At 34.7% G+C, this 24340-nt stretch carries 22 protein-coding genes; 15 read left to right on the forward strand and 7 right to left on the reverse strand.

The window, feature by feature from the left end; translation table 11 throughout:
• Positions 1-88 precede the first annotated feature (88 nt).
• Positions 89-1312: a bifunctional alpha/beta hydrolase/OsmC family protein gene (locus tag NBT05_RS15380; RefSeq protein WP_265770770.1), complete on the forward strand. Its 1224-nt coding sequence runs from the start codon at positions 89-91 to the stop codon at positions 1310-1312.
• Positions 1313-1438: 126 nt separating this feature from the next.
• On the opposite strand, the gene NBT05_RS15385 is transcribed toward NBT05_RS15380, so the two are convergent.
• Positions 1439-3715: a fibronectin type III domain-containing protein gene (locus NBT05_RS15385; RefSeq protein WP_265770771.1), complete on the reverse strand. Its 2277-nt coding sequence runs from the start codon at positions 3713-3715 to the stop codon at positions 1439-1441.
• Positions 3716-3874: 159 nt separating this feature from the next.
• On the opposite strand from NBT05_RS15385, the gene NBT05_RS15390 reads away from it, so the two are divergent.
• Entirely contained in the window at positions 3875-4732 is an 858-nt protein-coding gene (locus tag NBT05_RS15390) for a hypothetical protein (RefSeq protein ID WP_265770772.1), read from the forward strand.
• Between the two features lie 103 nt (positions 4733-4835).
• Here the strand turns inward: NBT05_RS15390 and NBT05_RS15395 are convergent, their stop codons facing one another.
• Positions 4836-6959 carry a fibronectin type III domain-containing protein gene (locus NBT05_RS15395; RefSeq protein WP_265770773.1) on the reverse strand — a complete coding sequence of 708 codons (2124 nt, stop codon included), beginning with the start codon at positions 6957-6959 and terminating at the stop codon, positions 4836-4838.
• A gap of 359 nt (positions 6960-7318) precedes the next feature.
• Here NBT05_RS15395 and NBT05_RS15400 point away from each other — a divergent pair, with 359 nt between their 5' ends.
• From NBT05_RS15400 to NBT05_RS15410, 3 genes are all read left to right on the forward strand, one after another.
• A complete protein-coding gene (locus NBT05_RS15400; protein ID WP_265770774.1) occupies positions 7319-7918 on the forward strand; it encodes an outer membrane beta-barrel protein in 600 nt (199 codons plus the stop codon).
• Between the two features lie 499 nt (positions 7919-8417).
• Positions 8418-9023, forward strand: coding sequence for a superoxide dismutase family protein (locus tag NBT05_RS15405; RefSeq protein ID WP_265770775.1), 606 nt, complete (start codon positions 8418-8420; stop codon positions 9021-9023).
• 261 nt (positions 9024-9284) lie between these two features.
• Positions 9285-10469 carry an LETM1-related biofilm-associated protein gene (locus tag NBT05_RS15410; RefSeq protein WP_265770776.1) on the forward strand — a complete coding sequence of 395 codons (1185 nt, stop codon included), beginning with the start codon at positions 9285-9287 and terminating at the stop codon, positions 10467-10469.
• Between the two features lie 64 nt (positions 10470-10533).
• Here NBT05_RS15410 and NBT05_RS15415 read toward each other — a convergent pair whose 3' ends face one another.
• Both NBT05_RS15415 and NBT05_RS15420 read right to left on the reverse strand, forming a co-directional pair.
• Positions 10534-11157: a hypothetical protein gene (locus NBT05_RS15415; RefSeq protein ID WP_265770777.1), complete on the reverse strand. Its 624-nt coding sequence runs from the start codon at positions 11155-11157 to the stop codon at positions 10534-10536.
• Positions 11158-11159: 2 nt separating this feature from the next.
• Positions 11160-11654, reverse strand: a complete 495-nt coding sequence (locus tag NBT05_RS15420) for an RNA polymerase sigma factor (RefSeq protein WP_265770778.1) — start codon at positions 11652-11654, stop codon at positions 11160-11162.
• Between the two features lie 169 nt (positions 11655-11823).
• On the opposite strand from NBT05_RS15420, the gene NBT05_RS15425 reads away from it, so the two are divergent.
• From NBT05_RS15425 to NBT05_RS15455, 7 genes are all read left to right on the forward strand, one after another.
• Positions 11824-13119, forward strand: a complete 1296-nt coding sequence (locus NBT05_RS15425; protein WP_265770779.1) for an NAD(P)/FAD-dependent oxidoreductase — start codon at positions 11824-11826, stop codon at positions 13117-13119.
• A gap of 31 nt (positions 13120-13150) precedes the next feature.
• Positions 13151-13573: a DUF2141 domain-containing protein gene (locus tag NBT05_RS15430; RefSeq protein ID WP_265770781.1), complete on the forward strand. Its 423-nt coding sequence runs from the start codon at positions 13151-13153 to the stop codon at positions 13571-13573.
• A gap of 531 nt (positions 13574-14104) precedes the next feature.
• A complete protein-coding gene (locus tag NBT05_RS15435; RefSeq protein ID WP_265770782.1) occupies positions 14105-15445 on the forward strand; it encodes a 2TM domain-containing protein in 1341 nt (446 codons plus the stop codon).
• Positions 15446-15456: 11 nt separating this feature from the next.
• The gene (locus tag NBT05_RS15440) at positions 15457-15759 is read left to right on the forward strand and encodes a 2TM domain-containing protein (RefSeq protein WP_265770783.1); all 303 of its coding nucleotides are present in this window, start codon (positions 15457-15459) and stop codon (positions 15757-15759) included.
• Positions 15760-15788: 29 nt separating this feature from the next.
• Complete coding sequence (locus NBT05_RS15445) at positions 15789-16097, forward strand: 2TM domain-containing protein (RefSeq protein WP_265770784.1); 309 nt, start codon at positions 15789-15791, stop codon at positions 16095-16097.
• A gap of 350 nt (positions 16098-16447) precedes the next feature.
• On the forward strand, positions 16448-17581 hold the full coding sequence (locus NBT05_RS15450; protein WP_265770785.1) for an amidohydrolase family protein: 1134 nt from the start codon (positions 16448-16450) through the stop codon (positions 17579-17581).
• Positions 17582-17585: 4 nt separating this feature from the next.
• On the forward strand, positions 17586-18341 hold the full coding sequence (locus NBT05_RS15455) for a LytR/AlgR family response regulator transcription factor (RefSeq protein ID WP_265770786.1): 756 nt from the start codon (positions 17586-17588) through the stop codon (positions 18339-18341).
• A gap of 79 nt (positions 18342-18420) precedes the next feature.
• On the opposite strand, the gene NBT05_RS15460 is transcribed toward NBT05_RS15455, so the two are convergent.
• Together NBT05_RS15460 and NBT05_RS15465 are read right to left on the reverse strand one after the other, a co-directional pair.
• Positions 18421-19224, reverse strand: coding sequence for a lysophospholipid acyltransferase family protein (locus NBT05_RS15460; RefSeq protein WP_265770787.1), 804 nt, complete (start codon positions 19222-19224; stop codon positions 18421-18423).
• Between the two features lie 125 nt (positions 19225-19349).
• The gene (locus tag NBT05_RS15465) at positions 19350-19994 is read right to left on the reverse strand and encodes an NUDIX hydrolase (protein ID WP_265770789.1); all 645 of its coding nucleotides are present in this window, start codon (positions 19992-19994) and stop codon (positions 19350-19352) included.
• Here NBT05_RS15465 and NBT05_RS15470 point away from each other — a divergent pair.
• Positions 19988-20743, forward strand: coding sequence for a peptidylprolyl isomerase (locus NBT05_RS15470; RefSeq protein WP_265770790.1), 756 nt, complete (start codon positions 19988-19990; stop codon positions 20741-20743). The two genes, NBT05_RS15465 and NBT05_RS15470, sit on opposite strands and share 7 nt — an antisense overlap.
• A 948-nt stretch (positions 20744-21691) precedes the next feature.
• Here NBT05_RS15470 and NBT05_RS15475 read toward each other — a convergent pair.
• Positions 21692-22417 carry an RDD family protein gene (locus NBT05_RS15475; protein ID WP_265770791.1) on the reverse strand — a complete coding sequence of 242 codons (726 nt, stop codon included), beginning with the start codon at positions 22415-22417 and terminating at the stop codon, positions 21692-21694.
• Between the two features lie 47 nt (positions 22418-22464).
• On the opposite strand from NBT05_RS15475, the gene NBT05_RS15480 reads away from it, so the two are divergent.
• Positions 22465-23439: a stage II sporulation protein M gene (locus NBT05_RS15480; protein ID WP_265770792.1), complete on the forward strand. Its 975-nt coding sequence runs from the start codon at positions 22465-22467 to the stop codon at positions 23437-23439.
• Positions 23414-24340, forward strand: a complete 927-nt coding sequence (locus NBT05_RS15485; protein ID WP_265770793.1) for a hypothetical protein — start codon at positions 23414-23416, stop codon at positions 24338-24340. Before NBT05_RS15480 ends, NBT05_RS15485 begins: the two co-directional genes overlap by 26 nt.

The raw sequence follows: 24340 nt of genomic DNA on the forward strand, positions 1-24340 counted from the left end.
ACACAGTTTTAACCCCTATTTCCGTTAGTTCCATTTTTAATTTTCGACATTTAGTTCTTAAGTATTAATACGAAAATTTAAAACATTTATGGGGTTGCAAAAGGTAACATTTCAGAATAAAGAAGGACATCAACTTACAGGACGGCTTGACCTTCCGGCAGATCAGCATCCTCATAATTATGCTTTGTTTGCTCACTGTTTTACCTGTAATAAAAACCTAGGTGCCGTTCGGAATATTAGCCAGGCATTAACCAATGAAGGGTTTGGCGTACTACGCTTTGATTTTACCGGTCTGGGAGAAAGTGACGGGGATTTTGAAGACACTAATTTCTCAGGGAATGTAGAGGACCTAATTGCCGCAGCAGCATACCTTACAAAAGAGTATCAGGCTCCTTCGCTTTTAGTTGGTCATTCCCTGGGAGGTGCCGCAGCGATCTTTGCTGCAAGCCAGTTGACATCTGTAAAAGCCGTTACTACAGTGGGAGCACCATCAAACCCAAAACATGTACAAAAGTTGCTAAAAAGCAATTTAGCTGAGATAGAAGAGAAAGGAGTTGCCACGGTAAATTTAAGCGGGAGAGATTTTACCATTAAAAAACAGTTTCTTGAGGATCTGGAAACCAAATCTTTACCAGACGCCGTAAAAGAATTTGATAAAGCGCTGTTAGTCATGCATTCTCCACAAGATACTACGGTAGGTATTAACAATGCGGAGGAAATCTATATGGCAGCAAAACATCCTAAAAGTTTTGTCTCCCTGGATGGTGCAGATCATTTATTAATGAATAAAAAAGACTCGTTGTATGTTGGGAAAGTAATTGCAGGTTGGTCGTCACGTTACGTTGATATGCCGGAAGAACCTAAGATTAAAACTAAACATCAGGTAGTGGCAAGCCTGGATAGTACCGAGGAATTTACTACTCAAATGAAAGCCGGATCACACTATTTTATCGCAGATGAACCAATTGATTTCGGTGGAAACAATTTTGGTCCGACACCTTACGATTATATTTCAGCCGGATTGTCTGCTTGTACTGCAATGACTATCCAGATGTACGCCCGCCGCAAAAAATGGGAAATTAATACTGTTGAGGTACATACCAGCTATGATAAAATTCATAAAGAAGATTGTGATCATTGTGAAGAAACTACAGCTAAAATCGATTTATTCCAACGTGAGATTAGGTTTGGCGGTAATTTAGACCAAAAACAGGTAGCTAAACTACTAGAAATTGCAGATAAATGCCCGGTACATAAAACCTTAGCGTCCGAAACCAAAATTGAAACCAAGTTACTTACTGATAATAATTAAATTGCTTTTGATAAATGGTTAGTATAAGAAGAGGTTGTTTAAAGAGTTATCAAGTTTTTATGATTACCCTTTACCACCTCTTTATAAGTTAAAGAAAGATATAGTAAAGTATAAACGATAATTCTCTTAGCGCTTTATAAACTTACTAGTCGTTATTGCTGATCCATTTGCATCAATTACAGATAAAAAGTAAACACCGGATGATAAAGTTGCTAGCTCAATTTCCATCTGATCTATCCCTTTTTTAGCTTCATATACTTTTTTATATACCGGTTTGCCATTTATAGTATGAATGGCAATTTTATAAGTAGAAGTACTAATAGTTGCTATTCCTTCAATCTTAATATTTTCACTAAAGGGGTTAGGGATTATAGAAATTATAGGAAATGTTCTATGGATGGGAGGTGATACTTTATTATCATTACTCTTTCTTTGATTTGAAGAAGATGAACAGTTTTCCAAATTAATCCAGGAGGTTTCCCCAAGTTCAAATAAGATATTTTGAAAGACCACCCGGTCCCCTACTTCGTAATTTATAGAACTACTCCACTTTGCTACTCCATTGCAAGGATTAGAAGAAGGATTATCAGTTCGATAGCTAATTTGCAATACAGAAGCCTTAGATACTCCGCCTTCATAACTTTCAGCAGTTCTTTTTGCGTTCGTATTCGTCAGGCTTTTTCCAGTACCTTCTATGATAAAAGCCATACTATTGCCGGATTGCCAGTTCGGTTTATTTACGACCTGCTGTACCAGAGCTTTTACATCAGAGGTTCTCTGTGCACTGCTCCGATCATCTTTTTGCCAAGAATTTGGGTTCCAAATACTATTTTGAGCAATTTTAGTTCTTGAAGACACATTTGCCGCATCACTAAAAGCTCTTGCATTTGAGGTATTTTCAATGCTCACTTTTAAATTTGTAGGATCACTATGACTTTCATCTGCTGTAAACTGAAGAAATGCATTTGTAATAATAGCTCCTTTCGGTACACCTACCGTAGCAAACCGCAATCCTATTTTTTGATAACTAAAGTCGTTAAACTGATCGTAAACCAATTCTAAGTCGCTGCTGTCTACGTATAGGTCTCCGTTTTTATCTTCTTCTACGTCATCACTACCTGATGTAATCGGTATGGAAAGTGTTTTAATTCCCGGATTTACAATGGTATTATCATTATTAATTTCAACCACACTACCGTTTGAAGGTCTCCAAACATCCAGGTTGGATGGAATACTAAAACGGTTATTATTGCTTACCGATCCTACTTCAAAGGCGTTATCGGTTTTTATGGTTCTGGCTTCTATTTTTGTTTTGTATACAAAAATCCATTTAAACTGATTAAAAGATGCTGAATTTCTTGTCCAATTCTTAGCATCTCCGTTGCCACGTAAAGGGGCACCCCAGCAACCTTCACCAATATAAACCGTACCGCGATTATTATCCCTGATAAAGCCTTCATCACTTCCGGATTGAGAAGAAGGGCGTACTGGCCAGGTAGATTTTACGACATGGGCATCACACTCTACTACCAATCGTACTTTATAGTCATAAAATAGTTGCGCCCAGTTGGTATATTGGCTATTTCCTTCACTCTTAAAAAATACATGAGGTCGCATGGGTTTATGATACTGTGCCATTCTCCAGGAGACATCCTGATTGGCAACCAGGTCTTGTTGTAACCAACTGGTTTGATCTCCAAAGATCGAAATCTCAGTATTTAGGGTATAAGCTCTTAATATATTATTCCCGAATGTAAGTGCATAATACACCTTAGAACTTGGAGTATCAAATAGATTGTAAATGGTACTATTGCTATCTTCATGGTTCCCCCGGGTGGCTACGATCGGAAACATACGACCATCAGAGGCTGTAGTGAGTTGCCAATCATCAAACCAGGCTCGCCATTGTGAACTGGTATCGTCATCCGTCATATCTCCACCAAAGAAAACTGCATTTGGTTTTAATTTTGATACTAATATATTCGCATTTCTACGAGGCGTACGGTTATTTCTGGAATCTCCCCCGGCAATAAAAGATAATCGGGAATCATCATTTGTTGCGGTTTTAAACCAGAATCGATCACTGGTACTATCATTATCGCGAATGACAAAGTAATAAGCGGTATTAGGCCGTAAACCAGTTAGGCGAACAAATCTATTATTCATCCCTTTGTAGTTGATGCTCCTATCCGGAGCTTTAGCATTGGGATAAGCATTGTAGTTAGTTCCCTTATCGCTGGTTCCATAATATACGGTAGCATCTTGTCCGGAAATCTGATTCCACCCAATAGTAATAGTCGTTGCAGGGTTACTTCTTAAGGTTAAACGATATTTATCATGCGAAGCATAGAAAACGTTGGTCAGGAAAACCAATATTAAAAATAATTTGTGTGAATATGACATGGTATAACAGCTTAGTTTACTACAAAGGTAAGTTGAAATTATTTTCGTAAATAGGTGATGATACATTGATAATGATTACATAATATTTCCCGTTATCTTATTAACATATTCTTTACAACAAAAAGTACCTTATAAAAATTAATTATATTTGATTTACACATGCAATTATCTTACCCATTTTTATTACGAGTTTTAAGACTGACTACTTTTTTTGTTTTTTTAGGCAGGGCCTATCAACATATTTTCTGGGATGCTCCACACCGATCATTTTTTTGGGATGAGTCCTTATTACAACCTTTTGTTGAAAATGTTTTTTCCATTTCTTGGCAAGACTACGTGACTAATCTACGTGTCGATGGTTTCATTCAAAGCATTATAAGAGGAGATGGGTATTTGTATTTACTGGCTGCTATTTGTACCTTAATAATCAAAGAAAAGCAGTTTAGATTTATACAAATTCCTATTCTTATCGGAGGTATTAGTTTGTTTATTCTGGCGGTTTTACTTACTAAAGAAAAATTTTATCATATTGCTCAATTTTTTGAACATAGTTTGCAATTTGGTATTCCTTTTGTTTTTTTAAGAATGATAAAGATGGGAACTATCCGTTCCAAAGATGTCTTAACCTTAAAAATTTTGACTGCCGTAACCTTTGCTGCGCATGGACTGTATGCTTTGGGAGTGTATCCGGTACCAGGATATTTTATTGATATGGTTATTCAAATTTTAAACCTATCAGAATCTACGTCTATTCAATTATTATACGTAGCAGGTATTTTAGATATAGTCATTGCAATTCTTATTTTTGTACCAAAAGTAGCTGTATATGCCTTGGGTTATGCTTTTATCTGGGGGTTATTAACGGCACTGGCAAGAATAGTTTCAGGTTTTGATGTTCATTTTATAGGAACCTCTCTACATCAATCTTTATATCTCACCGTATATCGTCTCCCTCATGCCCTGGTCCCACTATTATTATTATACTATCAAAAAAGTTCAATAGTGACAAATCAATGATCAGTAAAAATATTATTCAATAAAATTACCGTTTAAAAAAGGCTACTAATTAAAGTAGCCTTTTAGCAGTATTACAAACATTTCGGTAAAAGCCCCCTTTTCCTTATTGCTTGAACACTTTTTCAGTAAAAACAATAGTGCCCTGATTGTCTTTTATATTTATAAAATACATTCCGGTATTCGTAATATTTGGTTTAATTTTTAGTCGACTAATAGTATTATCATTTTTTATGAAAAAACTATCTGAGTATACTTCTTTACCATTAATAGAATAGATAGCAAGATGATATCGTTCCTGCGCCTTAAATCGCTGGAAAAGACCTGAAATTTCTATATCTTCATCAAAAGGATTAGGGGAGACTACCAGATTCGTTGCCATTATTTCTGATGATGAAATATTTAAAGTATTAATTTTGTAACTAACAATTAATTTTGCTGCTTTGGTAACACCAGCTTCAAAACTTTCTGCTGTTCTTCTGGAAGTAGGAGAACGTAGACTATTACCCTTACCGTCAATAGTTACTACCATGCTATTTCCTTCTTTCCAAGCCTTCTTAGCTACTATTTTTTGTATTAAGTTTTTTATGTCTGGTGATTGCTGCGCTAATCCGGCTTGGTTTGCTATCCATTCTTTGGGAAACCAGGTAACGACTTCATTTATTTGATTTCTTGACGAGACATTTTCCTGATCCGTAAATGGAAGAGCATCTGCGGTATCTTCCATTCCTATCACTAAGGTAGTAGCTTCACTTTCGCTATCATCTGCTGTAAATTGTAGGTATGCTTCACTAATAAGGGCGTTTTGGGGTATAGAAACAGACCTGAATCGTAAGCCTATTTTTTGAACACCTGCATTATTCTGATCATTATAAATCAATTCCAGTTCATCGCTTTCTTTTAAAATTTTACCATTCTTATCTTCTTCTACATCATCTTCTCCGTAAGATACGACAACTACCGTACTGATAAGATCAGGGTCATTTCTTGTATTATTAGAATTCAGAATAGTTACTACACTGCCATTAGAAGGTTTCCAAATATCAAGGTTAGCAGGTATAGCAAAACGATCGTCATTAGAAACAGGGATAACCTGGGTAGCATTATCAATTTTAATGGTTCGGGCTTCCATTTTATTTTCGTCAATAAAAATCCATTTAAATTGATTAAACGAATCTGAATTACGGGTCCAGGATTTAGTATCATCATTATTCTTAAGCGGTGCTCCCCAGCATCCTTCACCTATATATACCGTACCTTTTTGATTATCGCGAACGAATCCTTGATCATTTCCTGAGTTTGAAGATGGTTTTATAGGCCAGGTAGATTTAACCAGGTGCGAATCACATTCAACTACAAGTTGCACTTTTTGGTCATAGAACAATTGTGCCCAGTTGTTATATTGAGCATTACCCTCAGGTTTATATGACAAATGGGGCCGGATGGGTTTGTGGTATTGAGCAATACGCCAGATGGTATTTTGACTATTTTCCAGATCCTGCGTTAACCAGTCTGTCTGATCGCCATATATAGATATTTCCGTATTAAGTGTATATGTTCTTACTACGTTATCACCAAAGGTTAAGGCATAATAAATACCGATATTTGGAGTATCGAATAAATGATAAATACTTTCATTACTTTCTTCATGATTTCCTCGGGCGGCAACTAACGGGAACATTCTACCATCATCCGCAATAGTTAGTTGCCAATCGTCAAACCACTTTTGCCATTGATCATCAGTATCATCATCGGTCATATCTCCACCGAAAAGTATGGCGTTTGGTTTAAGTTTGGAAACCATTAGATTAGCATTTTTTCGAGGTTCTCGATTGTTTCTGGAATCACCTCCGGCAATGAAAGACAGCCTTGAACGGTCACTAGTGCATGTTTTAAACCATAAACGTCGACTGGTTTGCTGATTATCTACGATTACAAAATAATAGGCGGTATCCGGTAATAAGTTAGTTAGACGTACAAAACGATTGTTCATCCCTTTAAAAGTAATACTTCGATCCGCACTTTTAGTGAACCGATAACTTTGATAATCCGTACCATGATCTGTAGTATCGTAATATATCATTGCATCATTTCCGGATACCTGATTCCAACCAATAGTTATGGTCGTAGCTGGATCATCCCTTAATAATAATCTGTATTTGTCATGAGAAGCATAGGTAGTACTCCAACCAAATAAGATTAAGATTAACAATTTCAATTTTAAAAACATAAAATAGGTCTTAAATAGTAATTGTAAGTATGATTTAATGCATTATTTGTAATAACAAAAATATCTCATTTTTATTTCAAACTTACAAGCAAAGTTATAAAAATAATGTTTACATATTATCATGAAAAATTAAACAAAATTAACTTGTAATTGAAAATCATATAGATTAAATAGCATGTAAATTCTCCGTTATTATCAATGTTATAAGGTTTAAGCAAGCATTTTATAAAGAAAAATCTTTATAAGATGATAATAGTAATTTATGTTAAAATTAACTTTTAAACTAAACTTTAACTTCTTTTATCGATATTAATTGTCTTTTTATCTATATTTGCATCAAATTTAAACCCAAAATATTTATGAAAAAAATTACATTAACATTGTTAACTTTATTTTGCACTATTGGAATATATGCGCAACAAGAGAATAAATTTAGAGTAGACTTCGGTATAGGTTATACTGCTCCTAAAGGAGGTGGCGGTATTCTGGTAAACTTAGAACCTAAATGGAATATTAAAGATAATATGGCGGTAGGAATACGTCTGGGAGCCGCAGCTATGGCAAAAGAAATTGAAATTAGTGATGATGAATCTAGTTCAGAGGCTAAACTAAGTTCAAATGGTTCATATGTAGGAACTTTTGAGTATAACTTTAATAACGGAAACTCTTCATTTGCTCCATTTGTAGGAGCTGGTATTGGTTACTTTTCTATTGCCAATTTAGAATTTAGCAGTTCTGATACTATTGAAGGTCAAACCTCTTTAGACGCTTCCGGAAAGATCGGAGGTATGTTAAGAACTGGTTTTGACTGGGGTAAGTTTCGGCTAGCTGCAGAATATAATTTAATACCTGAATCAGAAGTACAGAATTTAAACGGTGATAATACCGGAGAAATAGCTAATAGCTACCTTGGTGTTTCTTTAGGCTTCTTTGTAGGCGGAGGAAAATGGGGTAGATAAACGTAAAGTAGATATTTTTATAATAAAAGAACGCTCTAGTTTAAATAAGCGTTATTAATATAAGTTAGCGATATTAATATTATTACATAAAATACTGATAATCAGATTTTAAAATTAGCATCATTAAAAACATCCTTCCCCAACCCTTCCTTCGAAGGAAGGGAGCAAAAAAGTCTCCCTTTAAAGGGAGATTTAGAGGGATGTTCAGCATTATTTTGATAACAACGCTAATTTAAACTAGAGCCTAAAAGAACTATATTTTACAATCTAAAGGAAGCCGTCTCATAACTCAATGAAACGGCTTTTTTTGTTGTTTTTTTCGGACTCCTATCCATGAATGGTTATCAAATACTCAATTCTCAGAAAGGTCGATTAGGTATTGAGACACTTTCCTTTTGTAATGGTATTATGTAAACTGCTTTAAAATTATATTAAATCTTTTGCACCCGTAGGAAAGAACTTTATATTAGAGGTTAATAACTAACTAATCTTCATATTTATGAAATTAAGGAATATATATTTTAGTATTGCTATAGGGATAATCTTTACTTCCTGTAAAGAAACTGTAAAAAAAGAAAATACAAATGAAACCGTAGATGAAGTTGAAGAGACTATAAATGAAGTGGATGATGTTACAGAAGTGGAAAGCGAAGCTAAAACTATTGAAATACAACTAACCCCCAAAAGTGAAAGTGACGTTACCGGAACCGTAAGCTTTACAGAAAAAGATGGAATGGTAACTATGAGTGCTAATCTTACCGGACTTGCAGAAGGAACTCACGCTATTCATTTACATGAAAAAGCAGACTGCTCTTCGCCGGATGGTAAGTCTTCCGGAGGGCATTGGAACCCTACTAAACAACCACATGGTAAATGGGGTTCGCAAGAAGGATATCACAAAGGGGATATTGGTAATTTTAAGGCAGATGCCAGTGGTGCCGGTAGTATTACCTTTGCTACTAACGAATGGTGTATTGGTTGTGATGATGACAATGAAAACATTTTAGGAAAAGCTATTATCGTACATCAGGGTACAGATGACTATACCTCACAACCTTCTGGTGCAGCAGGTAGTCGGGTAAGTTGTGGTGGTGTTATTCAATAGTATGATCAACACGTAACTACATTGGCGTAAGACGATATAAAAGCCGGTCAAGTTTGTATAAGAATATACTATATAAACTTGATCGGTTTTTTTTAAAGTTAGATATAATGAAGTGGCGCAAATTTAAAACTTAGTACCATTTACTCTAAAGCGTGTAAATCTTTATCTTTCTTACAAGCTTAATTATATAGTTAACCAAAGATTATCTTACTTCAAAAATTACCAAAGCTTAGCTATAAACTTGTATTTTTACATAAAAAAATGAACCCTTCTGCCGCCGGCTGGATTATAAAATATGGTAGAGATCTGGATGCTGGTAAATTCCAAGTATTACCTCCGGACCAACTTTATTCTATTCTGTTAAGAAGCGGTTTTATCTACGGCACTTCGGTTACAACGGTTGTAGACAGTTCACCAACCCTATCCTATTCTGAGGAAGAAATTACTAAAATAAATCTTTTTACTGCCCTTGCTTCTATCTATTACGATACTATTGAAAATAGTTCTTTCCAAAATTTTATTGATACCCTGAATGAATTTTACGAACTTATAAACGTAAGGAAAAGTACTTTTTCTTTTTTGAAAAATTGGTCCGGAAAACCTTCTGAAAAGTTGGAAAGTATTATTCATAACCGGATACAGACTACTGAGTCACCTTTAAAAAAGAATTTTAGCCATTTAGTGACTAATGCTTTATTATTTATCGATGTACTTGCTTTTGATCATTTTCTAATGAATGAGGAGCATCCGATACAATTTGCCTCTGACCTGGAAAATCTGGTTTCTAAAACGGTTTTATTAGCTTTAGAATCCAAAATGCAAAAAAATCATTCGGATGAATTACTTATTTATTTATTTGCTAACTCTGTCAGATACACCACCACATCTTCCAATCAGAAAGTACTACTTAAAGACCTTAATTTAAACCTGCTACAAGAAACTTTTGAAAAACAATATATATTAGACCTGGTTAGTTTAGCATTATGGACAGATACGTATCTTGATCCAAGGGAAGATGCTTTTGTTACCACATTGGGTAAAAAACTTCAGGTTCCGCATACATGGGTTAAAGAATGTGTTGCCCACGTTGACCAATTTATTACTAAACATAAAAATCAGATAGCGTATTTTAATTATTCTAATCCGGCTCATCATTTTTACAAGCATAGCTTACGTACCGTACGTATTCTTATCCTACGTAATAAGAAACGTCTCTTAACTGAAATTACCGAAAGTAAAGACCTGGTAATTCTATTAAAGCAATCCACCCTACGGGACTTATCTGAAGAAGAACGTAAAAAAGTACGCCAACAACTCCTGGATATTTGTAAATCTATCCCCTCATTTGCCATATTTATAATGCCGGGAGGTAGTCTGTTACTTCCGGTACTTATCAAGTTTATCCCTAAATTATTACCTTCTGCTTTTAATGAAAATACACACTAAGATAGTTTAGAGTTATAGAATACATCGATTATTTGAGATGAAGTTGTTTAGTAAAATCTGTAAGTTACAGATCGATCTTTTCTAATTCCTGGTAATTTCTTTTTAGCTTACGGGTTAAAACTCCATAGATCATACGATAAATCAGACCGACGCCTATGGCAAAAAATGCAACTACTAATACAGCTACTGTAATATAAAATGCTACCGGAATTCTAGGGTCAATATTCTTTACAAAATATCCTTCTGAAAAGAAGGATACGTACATAATACTAACAAAGATGGTAACTGCAACTACCGTAATATTAATAAATACATACATTTTTACGGTTTTACGGGTTTTTAAGATGGTACGCATCAAGTCCCGTACGGTATCCGTAGTCTTAATTTTATTGTAGTTTTTATAAAACTCAAATACAAAAAACAATAAAACCCCATAGGATAGTAAAGCTCCGACGATTGCAATTTTACTTTCCTTTGCAGTCATAGCTTCTTCAAACCCATCACTTAGTCTAAAAATAACATCTACAGTGGCAAAAAAGCAGAATTCTAAGATGCTGATAATTAAAATCCACCTAACCGCAGAAGATGATTTTTTTAAAAGCATTGCATAAATTTCTTTATACGATAATTTCGGAAAAATCTCCTTCTGCTGCTGCCAATCCTTTTTTAATAATTCTAATTCGTCCATTATCAGGGGTTTATTATTTTTTTTAGCTTTATTTTTACACGGTTCATTTTGACCCGTGCATTTACTTCAGAAATCCCCATAGTTTCTGAAATCTCACAATAACTTTTATCCTCCAAATATAAGAATACTAAAGCTTTTTCAATATCATTAAGTTGTTTTACTGCTTTATATAAAATACTAATTTGTTGATCTTCCTGATCATCATATTCGGTATCTGATATCTTAAAGGCGTAGGTTTCCCACTCTGAAGTAGGTATATTCCGCTTTGACTTTCTAAATAAGGTTATTGCCGTATTAATTGCTACCCGGTACATCCAGGTACTAAACTTGGCCTCTCCACGAAATTCCGGAAAGGCTTTCCAAAGTTGTATGGTTATCTCTTGAAATAAGTCGTTGTGTGATTCTCTGTCGTTCGTATATAAACGGCAAATTTTATGTACGAGATTTTGATTCTCTTCCAGATGAAGTACAAAAGTATGTTCTAGTTTTTTATTCACAATAGTTGGTTATCACTATTAGTAGCTCTCCTCATAATTTTGTTACACTTTTTTAGAAAAAAATTTAAAATAAAAAAACGAATGAAAATACTGACAATACCGTTACGAATTTAATGCTTCAAGTTGGCTTTGCCTATATAGTATATTATATTTGCACCATATCTCTATTATGAATATTCCGTTTTCAAACTTACCCCGACTTGTGATTATTGGCGGAGGCTTTGCCGGAGTGGCATTGGCTAAAAAATTAGTAAAAAAAGATGTGCAATTGGTAGTTATCGATAAACATAACTATCACACGTTTCAACCCTTGCTTTACCAGGTATCTACTGCCTCTCTGGAACCTGATTCGATTGCTTACCCGCTTCGCAAAATTGTTAAAAAAGGTAAGAATACTTATTTCCGGATGGCAGAAGTTACTGCGGTTGATCCGGTATCTAAACGGATTTCTACAAACATCGGAGATATATCCTATAATTATCTGGTTATTGCTACGGGTGCGCGAACCAATTTTTTTGGTAATACTTCTATTGAAGCAAATGCCATGCAGATGAAAAACCTGCCGCAAGCTTTGGATTTACGGAGTTTAATGTTAGAGAACCTGGAGCAAGCCGTAATTACGGAAGACGAAGACAAACGTAAAGAATTAATGCGTTTTGTTCTTGCCGGAGCTGGTCCAACCGGAGTTGAGTTAGCCGGAGGAATCGCGGAACTTCGTCAAAATGTATTGCCCCGGGATTATCCGGATATGGATTTTAGCGAAATGGAAATACATCTTATTGAAGGCGGTGAACGAGTGCTTTCACCCATGAGTAAACATTCTTCAAAAAAAGCAACTCAATTTTTAGAAGAATTAGGAGTTACCATTCATTTAAATACCCAAGTTGCCACCTATGAAGATAACTTAGTCACTACAAATACAGATTTATCGTTACAAGCTGCTACCCTTATATGGAGTGCCGGGGTCACCGGAGCTCCTATACCCGGTTTACCGGAACAAAAATTATTTAAAGATTCTAATCGGTACAGCGTTAATCAATACAATCAGATTGAGGGATACGAAGATATTTTTGCCATTGGAGACATTGCTTATATGGAAACAGCGTCTTTTCCTAAAGGACATCCGATGGTAGCACAACCTGCCATACAACAAGGAAACCATCTTGCTGAAAACATTATAAGAAGTTTACATGGAAAAGCAATGGAACCTTTCTCTTATTTTGACAAGGGATCTATGGCAACGGTGGGACGGAATAAAGCCGTAGTAGATATCGGTAAATTAAAATTTGGCGGGTTTTTTGCCTGGTTTATCTGGATGTCCGTACATCTTTTATTTTTGGTTGGTTTTAGAAATCGATTTGTTACCTTTTTTAATTGGGTATACAATTACATAAATTTTGATAAAGCCGCCCGATTAATTGTCAGGCCTTTTAAAAAAAGACATGAATTTATAGAAAAAGTATAATCTTAAACCTATTTATAACTTGAACATTGCTATGAAAAAGTATCTCACAACAATATTTATCTTATTAATTACTACCATTATGTCTTCTCAGAATCAAAATAGCCGTGTGGAGGTTACTATAGAAAATATTAAAAATGATAAAGGAATTATTCTTGTAGGTCTTTATAAAGATCCTGCAAAGTTTTTAAAGATACCTTTTAAATACGAAAAAATAAAAGCAAAAAAGGGTTCGGTAAATTGTACTTTTATGGATGTAGCGCCAGGAGAATATGCGATCTCTCTTTTTCATGATGAAAATGAAAACGGTAAATTAGATACGAATTTTATAGGTATTCCTAAAGAAGCCTACGGGGTAAGTAACAATGCAAAAAATACCTTTAGCGCACCAGAATGGAAAAATGCAAAATTTACTGTAAGTGATGGTAAAACTGTTACGCATAATATTAAGTTGTAATAGATAATTAGCCTGAAATTCGTAAGGATAGGTAACCTTTGGTATACCCTTGTTTGTAATTTTTAATTGCTACTAAATTCTATTTGGTAACATTAGTATCCTGTTGAAACAAATAAATTTTTATGAAGCATAGTAAAATAAGCTGACTCCGAACTTTAAAGTGTTTGAAGGTTGCTTTTTCGCTTTTTGAAAGTAATTTGTTCTTTATCGTAAGTATTGATTGTCAATATTATAATAATTAGTCTTGATTCTTGTTTCTAGGAGTAATAACGATCTGCTCGTTTGCAGGCAGGTTTTAAATCTTTACCGGACGCTAATGTTTTAAATTTTAGTTTTTTAGCTACCCCTTCATCTTAACGCAGCTATCGTTTAATACAGCCCATCCGTTATATTTTACAATTCGGTCATATAGTTTTACCTGGAAAGTAAAAACCTAAGATATTTGTTTTCAACAAAAACGTAAAAGTCTGAAGTAGAAAAATAACTATCTTAAACCACAGATTGATATTTAGAATTCAGCAACGTAGCAGTATGGCAAATTTTATAAAACACTTAGGAAAAGCATTTTTAATTGGAAATATTATTTTTCTGATGTTTTTGATAGTCTACTACTTTACCGGAGTTGAATTTCATTTGAATATTCATTTTTTTCTGGAATACGCACAAAATATTATTTTTTCTGTAGTAATCTATATGGCTAACGGATACCTATTTCACTATTTACAAATCTATTTTAGAGGGCAGTTTTTTAAACGTGGTAATTTTATATTTAGTTGCGTATTATCTGTTATCACTTCTGTGACGTGTATTTTTTTAGTACGATTGTTTTTAAAAATAACTTTACATGAACAATCCATTTCTCAATTTATTAGTAGCGAACGACCTGAATATTATATAATTGCACTGATATTATCCATCACAGTTACCGCTATTTTCTACGGAATTAACTATTATCGCTACACGCAGGAGTCTAAAATAAAAGAGCAAAAAATTATTGCCGGAACTGCTTCGGCAAAATTTGTAGCCTTAAAAAATCAGTTGGATCCTCACTTTTTATTTAATAGCCTAAATGTTCTGACCTCTCTTATTGAAGAAAATCCGCAAATGGCGCAAAAGTTTACGACTTCGCTATCAAAAGTTTACCGATACGTGCTGGAACAAAAAGACAAAGAATTAATAACCGTTGCTGAAGAATTAAAGTTTGCTAAAACTTATATGACCTTATTAAAATTGAGGTTCGAAGATAGCATTGTATTTGAAATTATGGAAACCTATGATGACCCGGATGCTAAAATCGTACCCTTATCCTTACAAATTCTTCTAGAAAATGCAGTAAAACACAATATTGTGACGGCAACACAACCTTTACGAATTAAAATCTACGAACGAGAAGGGTTTCTAGTAGTTGAAAATAACTTACAACCCAAAAACGTCATGGTACAAAGTAGCGGGGTAGGCCTAAGTAATATTAAACAGCGTTACGGATTGCTTACTAAAAAGGAATTTACCATTACTAAAACCGCTAAAGTTTTTAGTGCGGAATTACCCATATTAACCAAACAAATCTTAGCAGCACAAATGATTACAGCAAATTACAGTTTATCTTCTGATGAGAAATACATCAGGGCCCGGAAAAAAGTTCAAAAAATAAAGGAGTTTTATAGCAACCTGGCATCCTACTGCATTGTTATCCCAATCCTTGCCTTTATTAATTACCAGACGATTAGGTTTCGTTTTCCCTGGTTTCTATTTCCGCTTTTTGGTTGGGGGATCGGTTTAATTTTTCATTATATAGAAGCCTTTGACTGGCATCCTATTTTCGGAAAAAACTGGCAACAAAAACGGATTAAAAAATATATGAACGAATTTTAAACGATACTATCATGGAAAATCAAATAAAAAAAGAAGCTGCTTATGCCCTGGCAAAAGAACGGGTGATTAAAGAAAAAAAATTTTACAACCACTTAATCATCTTTATAGTTATCAATATATTTATAATGCTGGTGAATTCCAAATTTGACTTTTCTAGTCAACGCTGGATGGAATGGAATTTTTATGTATCCCCGTTTTTTTGGGGGATCGGACTACTTATACATGGTTTAAGAACTTTTAATCAAAACTTATTTTTTAGTAAAAATTGGGAAGAACGAAAGATTAAACAATTTATGGAAGAAGACACTTTGTAAGTAATACAAATTTTATAAATAGACATCATATGATACCACCTATCCAAAATGAAACAGAAAAATACTACCTCGCTAAAAAGAGGGTTGAAGAAGAGAAAGCGTTTTATCAAAATTTGATTTCTTATCTAATATTTACTTTTCTTTTCGGCGGTTTTAATTACTACGTAAATCAATGGGATTACCCCTGGTTCTTGTGGGGAGCTTTAGGTTGGGGAATCGGAGTAGCCTTTCATGCTATGAAAACTTTTCAAATCCTTCCTTTTTTAGGTAAAGATTGGGAACAGCGTAAAATTAGGGAATATATGGAGCAAGAGCAGAATACGAATCTATGGGAATAGTTGTATAACTGTTTTCCTAACAATTAGTATTCAGGTAGATAAATGATAATTACAAATCCAAAGGGCTTCGGTCGCTCACTATTTATTACAATTTATCAATTTCCGGTTAAAATAAATAATAGTTGATAAAGCATAGTAAAATAAAGTGATTCCAAACTTTAAAATATTTAGAGGATGCTATTTTACTTTTTTAAAAGTAATTTATTTTCTTGACATCGATAATTTTATAATACTGATTTTCAATGTGATAATAATTAGTCTTGAGTCTTGATTCTAGAAGCGATAGCGATCTTGAATCTTTACCGGACACTCGTTATTACAGTTAAAACCTTCATCTGAAAAAACAACTTATGAAACTACTACTATTTTTATACGTTTGCGGTTCTATAACCCTAACGGCACAATCTTCTTTACGTATCGAAAATATTACCCTTTTTGATGGAGATCAGGTCATCAAAAACACCGTGATACAGGTTGAAAACGGAAAAATTGTTGAAATAGGTAAATCAGCAAAAAAAGTAGACACTATAATTGACGGTACGGGTAAGTTTGTAATACCCGGTATGATTAATGCGCATGTACATGCCTGGGGTCTAGGTTCGTTACAACAAGCAGCAAAGGCAGGAGTTCTTTCCGTTTTAGATATGCACGGTCATGAACCTTCTCAATCCGGTCTGGTCAAATATAAAGATTCTACGGGGTATGCTCGGTATTTTAAAGCAGGGTTTGCAGCTACTGCTCCTGGCGGACACGGGACACAATATGGTTTTCCGGTTCCCACACTCGAAAAACCGGAAGATGCAAAAGCCTTTATCACAGAACGGATAGCTAATGGAGCGGATTATATCAAAGTAATCGTAGAACCCTGGAAGACAACACTCTCACATCAAACGGTAAAGGCAATAATTGAAGAAAGCCATAAAAGCAATAGAAAGGTAGTAGTGCATGTATCAAAAATGGACGATGGCTACCAGGTATTAAAAAATGGAGCTGATGGATTGGTTCATATCTGGAGTGATCAACAAATTCCGGATAAAATGCTTAAAGAACTAACTGATCAAAAAACCTTTTTTGTCATTCCTACCTTATTAACGAATATCTTGGTTCAAAAAGCCTATTTCCAAAAAACTGAGGAAGAAACAGAAAAAGTAAAACAATTTCTATTAGCAGAAATTAAGCGATTATATGATGCTGGAGTTACCCTTCTGGCAGGAACGGACCCACCCAATGCTAATATTAATTACGGAACGGATTTATACAAAGAGATACAATTACTTACTGAAGCTGGAATACCCGCTTTAGACGCTTTAAAAAGCGCTACATCTTATACCGCGCAACAATTTCAATTAAAAGATATTGGAAAGCTTAAAGCAGGATACGACGCTGATTTTATAGTACTTATAAAAAATCCTTTGGAGGACATAACCAATTTGAATAGTATAGAATACATTTGGAAAAAAGGAAAACAACTCTCCCTAAAATAGCTTTATGAATGTTTTAATCATTGAAGACGAAAAACCAGCTGCTCGTAGATTACAACGAATGCTGGCAAACCTGGGCATTTCCAAGACCATCCTTTTACATTCGGTTAAAGAATCCATTGAATGGTTTTTAAATAACGAGCATCCTAATCTGATTTTATTGGACATACAATTAAGTGATGGATTATCTTTTGAAATCTTTGACCAGGTAACTATTAACAGTGCTATCATTTTTACAACAGCCTATGATGAATACGCGCTTCGTGCTTTTAAGTTAAATAGTATCGATTACTTGCTTAAACCCATTGATGATGAAGAACTGGAAGCTGCCATTCAAAAATATCAGAATCAAGCTACCCCAGTGAACACTTTACACATGGATTTTAAAGAAATCCGAAAGCTGTTAAATCAACCTGCAGAACCTACTTATAAGAGAAGATTTACGGTCAAAGTCGGACAACATTTAAAAATTATAGCAGTGCAAGATATTGAATGTTTTTATTCTGAAAATAAAGGAACTTATCTCCATACAAAAAACGGGCGTAATTATTTGCTTGATGTAACCCTGGACGCTCTGGAAGGTCAGTTAAACCCTCAAAACTTCTTTAGGATTAATAGAAAGTTTTATGTGCATCTGGATGCTATCAAAGATATTATATCCTATACCAACTCTCGGCTACAACTAAAATTAAACTCGTATCAAGAAGCAGAAGTCATTGTCGCCCGAGACCGGGTAAAAAGCTTTAAAGAATGGTTAGGGTAATTATTTTTAATATTCAACTGAAAAAAGCAGATAAACTTTTAAAGTCTGGTATATCATTTAAGAAATCCAGAAACGAACATTAATACTCCCATTGTCTTTTTTTATTTAATTCTTCTTCAGCTTCTAATTCTTCCAGCGGAATTACTTTTAAAAAAGAAGAGTGTTGTTCAATAGCATGTTCCAGCTTACTAACTACTTCATCGATGCTATCATTTTCATAATCTATTGCCAGGGGTTCTTTAATAACCATGGATTGCAATATATTTCGTTTTTTAATCCGAATTCCTTTCTTGTCAAAAGAACGCCGGAAACCATCAATGACAATCGGAATCACAATTGGTTTATACTGTTTGATAATATGTGCGGTACCTTTTCGGATAGGTTTAAAGGGTTTTGTTGTTCCCTGCGGAAAAGTAATTACCCAACCATCTTCCAATGCTTTGGAAATATTAGTGATATCACTCATTTTTACTTGTCGGTTAATATCTTTACCTTTTTCCCTCCAGGTACGTTCCACCGTAATTGCCCCGGCATAAGCCAAAATCCTCGCCAGTAGACCAGCTCTCATTGTTTCTTTTGCCGCTACATAATATAGATTCATTTTAGGATGCCATAAATACCCCACGTTTTTAATAGAATCCACCCTACCACTCAGGCTGGCATTAAATACATGAAACATGGCGACCACATCTGCAAAATACGTTTGATGATTGGAGACAAATAGTACATTCGTATCCGGTAGATTTTTAATCACTTCACTACCTTCAATTTGCAATTCGTTAAAACCCCGAAACCGTCGATGGGTTAATCCTCCCAGTATTCTGATTAACCATTTTTTGATAAATAAAATATGTCCGAAGGCGTTTCTTTTGAATAACCCCATAAGTTTTTTTAAAGTTCTACCGGTTTTATAGTGTGTGCTCTATGTGAAATTCTAAATAGCCTTTAAGCAAAACCGGAACTCTCAACCATCTAAATCTGTAGTCAAGAAAAATCAAATATACAAAATCAGGAAGCTATAATGGTCTTTAAAAACACTTTAAACTCGTTTAGCATCATGGCAGTTGCTCCCCAAACCATATGTCCGCCTAAATTAAAAGAAGGTACTTCTACATCTCTGATATCTGCTTTACCGGTACGATGTGTAGTTAAATTACTTTCATCCAGCAAGCTATCAATAGGAATTTCTAAAACCGCTGCTACCTCTTCTTCCTGTCTTTTAAATTGTGGTTGGCGGTCGGCGTACCCTAAAAAAGGATACACCCAAAAATTAGATGGTGGGATATAAACCTTGGTCATTTCCCTTACCAATGCTATCTGTTCGGGAGGTACTCCCACTTCTTCCCAGGTTTCGCGTAAGGCCGTTTGTTCTAAAGAGGAATCCTCTTTTTCAACTTTTCCGCCTGGTAAAGCAATTTGAGCAGAATGAACCCCTTTGTACACCGGACGTTGTATAAGTACGATGTGAGCCCTATGATTTTTAGGAAATACTAAGAGTAATACTCCCGCTTTCCTGGGATTCCTTAATACCGGATTAATTAATTCTAGTTCTTTTTTTCGGTCTGTAGAAACCAAACTTGCATGGGCTTTAACCCCCGGTAATGACATTTTCTCTATTTTTGGAAGATATTGTTTAAATTGTTCGAATGTCATTTTACAAATTGCCTTTACTGATCTTTTCAGGACTAAACCTGTTATTTTTTGCCTGCCAAGATACTCAAAAGAAAGTAACTAAACAGGAGGATCAAAAGCCATTAGTAACAAAATTAAAAGATTCTTTACCTCAACAAAGCGAAGAAACCACTACTCTAGAAGTGGAAAAAAGTGGCAATCAGGAAGATACTACCCTGTTTAAACTAACCAATAAAAACATGCGGGAATTTTTAACAATCTACGGAAAAGAAAACCAAGAGACAAAGGTTCGTGTTTCAACCAAGTTTGGAGCTATTGATATCCGTTTGTATAAAGAAACCCCCTTGCACCGGGCTAATTTTTTATATTTAACCAAACAAAAGTATTTTGACGAAACCTTTTTTTACCGGGTAGCTAAGGATTTTGTCATACAGGGAGGTAATAGCGACCGGGATCAAATGGCACACAAACGTTTTGAGATTGGAGACGATTATACCATACCGCAGGAGCAGATACCCGGTAAAACGCATAAAAGAGGTAGTGTAGCCCTATCCAAGCAGTGGGTAGATAATCCGTCTAATCGCTCTACGCCCTTTGAATTTTTTATTGTCGTTGCAAAAAACGGAGCGCATCATCTGGACGGAGAACATACCATCTTCGGAGAAGTGATCAGCGGAATGGATGTCGTAGATCAAATAAATAAAGTCCCGGTAGATAGCAGCGAATGGCCTAAGGAGAATATTGATATTAAAGTGGAGGTGTTAGAGTGATTTTTAGTTAACTAGGCACTAGGCAGAAGTTATTTAGGTTACTCAGTTATTGGGTTACTCAGTTATTAGGTTATTGAGTTACCGGGTTATTCATGATCTCTCATAATATTGTTTGACAGTTTCTAACAAACTATCCAACTTGACGTTAAAAACTTTATAACTATTGCCTTTTGGCTAATGCCTAACAAACTAAACCAAAGGCTGAGGTTTTTCTAATTAAGAATTCAGAATGTAGAATTATGAATCAATTCAAAGTTATAAATTGGGAAACAAGTGAATTTTAACTTAATAACCCAATAACTTTATAACTAAAAAAGAGGGCTAAGGCTCTCGAAGCAGTGGGCTGAGGCTCTCGAAGCCCTATTTTTTATAGGCACAAGGCACTAGGCAGAAGTTATTTAGGTTACTGGTTATTTTATAGTAGTTATTAAGTTATTAGGTTAATAAGTTATTAACTACCAAACAATTACCCAATCTTACATAGTGGTATCCACAATTTTATATGTTGAATTTTAATTCAATACATATAATAAAACCAGGGGCTGAGGCTTCTTTAATTAAGAATTCAGAATGAAGAATTATGAATTAATTTAGCATTAAAAATTCAAATTTATAAGTGTTGAGTGAAGTGAATTTAAACAATATGACTCAATAACTTAGTAACTTGAAAAGAGGGCTGAGGCTATCGAAGCCCTATCTCATTAAAATAAAACCTAATAACTAATGCCTTTTGGCTAATGCCTAACAAACTAAACCAAAGGCTGAAGTTTTTCCAATTATGAATTCAGAATGTAGAATTATGAATTTACTTAACATTAGAGATTCAAAGTTATAAATATGGAAACAAGTGAATTTAGACTAAGTAACTAATAACTAATGCCTTCTGGCTAGTGCCTAACAAACTAAACCAGGGGCTGAGGCTCTCGAAGCCCTCGAAGCCCATCTCCCCTACATCTTTTGTGTAAAATAGTTATAATCCTTAAGTACCGTATCTAAAAATTGTCGGTCGTACAATTCTGATTTGATATGGAGCACCTCTTCTACCCGGGTACGAAGTAATGATAAGGTCTTAAGATCCTGTGATCGTCTGGCAATACGATAGGTTTCCTTAATTAAACGTACATCCTTATCAGTTAGCGAAGTTACATTTTGAAATTTCGGTTCGTAGGTATCTTCAACTTCTTCTAATATGGTATGCGAAATTTTTGTCTTTTGTTTGGTACTAATAACAATAGTTCCGGCGGCAGCATCTCCTAATCGTTGATGTTTATCGCTAAATAAGATACTTAAAATACCAATTGCCGCAAAAAATAACCAGATGTCCACCAGACGTAACATCCATCGAATCATATAATGACTCCAATGGGGTGGCAAACCGTCTGCCCGTACTACTTTTATTTTTAATATCATTTTACCAACCGTACGACCATTAAATAACAGGTGCATGTACAACGAATAAAAAAATACAGGTAGCATTAATAAAGACTGAACGCCCAGTACGGTCCAACGATCACTAAAAGCTTCTCCTACTAATCCGGTGACAAAATCAATAACGATAAAATACAACCAGAAAATTACAATGTCAATTAGAAGTGCAAGCGCCCGTTCACCGATACTTACCGTTTTATAATTCAGGTTAACATTTTGAGTGGTATTGATTGCTAAATTTGCCATTGTTTAAGAAGTCATTATCTTTATACAGTATCAAATATAATTAGTAAATGCGAGAAGCTGCTTTTGTCAGGCAAAATAAAGAAAAATGGATTGCATTTGAGAAAGCCATTACCAATAAATTACAACTACATCCGGACCGTCTGGCTACCTATTATATTCAGCTTACTAATGATTTATCCTATGCACAAACCTATTATCCGGAAAGCAAAACCCTGGCATACTTAAATTCCCTGGCGTCACAAGCACATCAAAAAATCTACGGTAATAAAAAAGAAAGTAAAAACCGAGTACTATCTTTTTGGAAAACGGAATTTCCCAACTTTTTTTACCAATACCACAAGACCTTGTTATATGCATTTATCATTTTTGTAACTGCTAGCGCAATCGGTAGTATTTCTGCTTTACACGACGCCTCTTTTGTTCGCTTAATCCTTGGGGATGCATATGTGAATGAAACGATTGCTAATATTGAAAAAGGGGAACCTACTGCTATCTATAAGAGCGGAAGTATGGTAGGCTCTTTTCTAGGAATTACTATAAATAATATTAGGGTTGCTTTTTTAGCTTATGCTTTTGGAGTGATTACATCCATTGGTACGGGATATATTTTGTTTTCAAACGGCATTATGTTAGGTGCCTTTATGACTTTTTTTTATACCAAAGGTGTACTTTTTGAAGCATCTAAATCTGTATGGTTACATGGTACCATTGAAATTTCGGTAATTATTATTGCAGGTTGTGCTGGGCTAGTTATGGGCAATAGCATCTTATTCCCAGGTACCTATTCACGCCGGGTTTCATTTATGAAAGGGGCAAAAGATGGTTTAAAAATTGTAGTCAGCACTATTCCGTTTTTTATTATAGCTGGGTTTATAGAGGGCTTTATTACCAGGTACGCAAATATGCCGGTTGGGTTAGCCCTATTTATTATCTTTGCTTCCTTAAGCCTGATTTTATTTTATTATATTTTTTACCCCATTTACCTAAAAAGAAAGAATGCAACAAAACTATATGGAACTTAGGCAACGGCGAAATTTTGGTGCTATAGTTGAAGATTATTTTACCTTTTTTAAACAAAATGTAAAGCCGTTTACCTCTCTTTTTATCAGTTATAATGGTATCTTCATTTTATTACTACTAGGTATTAGTTATTTATTGGTAACCGGATTTATTGGACTAATAGATCATACCGGAGGTTTTGATGGTACCGGGGGTGGTAGCACAGAGTCCTTCATATATCTGGGAGTTGGATTCTTATTTCTGATCTTCGTTTTTATTGCGGTAGCAGCTTTAAACTACAGTTTGGCCTCTGCCTATATGATTTCTTATGAAAAAGCAAACGGGACTATGGTTGAAAACAAGAAGGTTTGGAGTTTTATAAGTTCCCGGCTTGGACATATTATAGTCTTTATTTTATTATTGTTTCTTATCTATGGAATTTACGGTGTAGCTTCTATAATTTTAGCCTTTATACCGATCATTGGAGCAATTATTCAATACATTTTTGGTTTTGCCTTATCAGCTTGGTTGGGTATCTCCTTCATGGTTTTACTTGCTGAGGGAGTAGCACCTATTGATGCCTATTCAAAAGGAATGGAATTGTTAACTGCCAATTTTAAAAAGTGTATTGGAGTTAATTTTATACTGGGTATACTGGTAGGTATACTTATTATTATGGTTTTAATGATCCCCGGGTTTATCGTGGGTATCTACCAGTATCATGCATTGTATTCAGAAACTAATCTTGCCGAATCTGCCTTTTCAAAAATTATCTATACCCTGGGATTATGCGCTTTTTTAGTAGTTGCAGCATATGCACAATCCTTATCTCAATTTATAAATGGTATCCTATACTTTACCTTACACGAAGAGAAATACAATGTAAAAACCAGAGAACGAATCTCGCAAATAGGCTTAGAATAG

This window comes from Aquimarina sp. ERC-38, from assembly GCF_026222555.1.
Classification (GTDB): Bacteria; Bacteroidota; Bacteroidia; order Flavobacteriales; family Flavobacteriaceae; genus Aquimarina.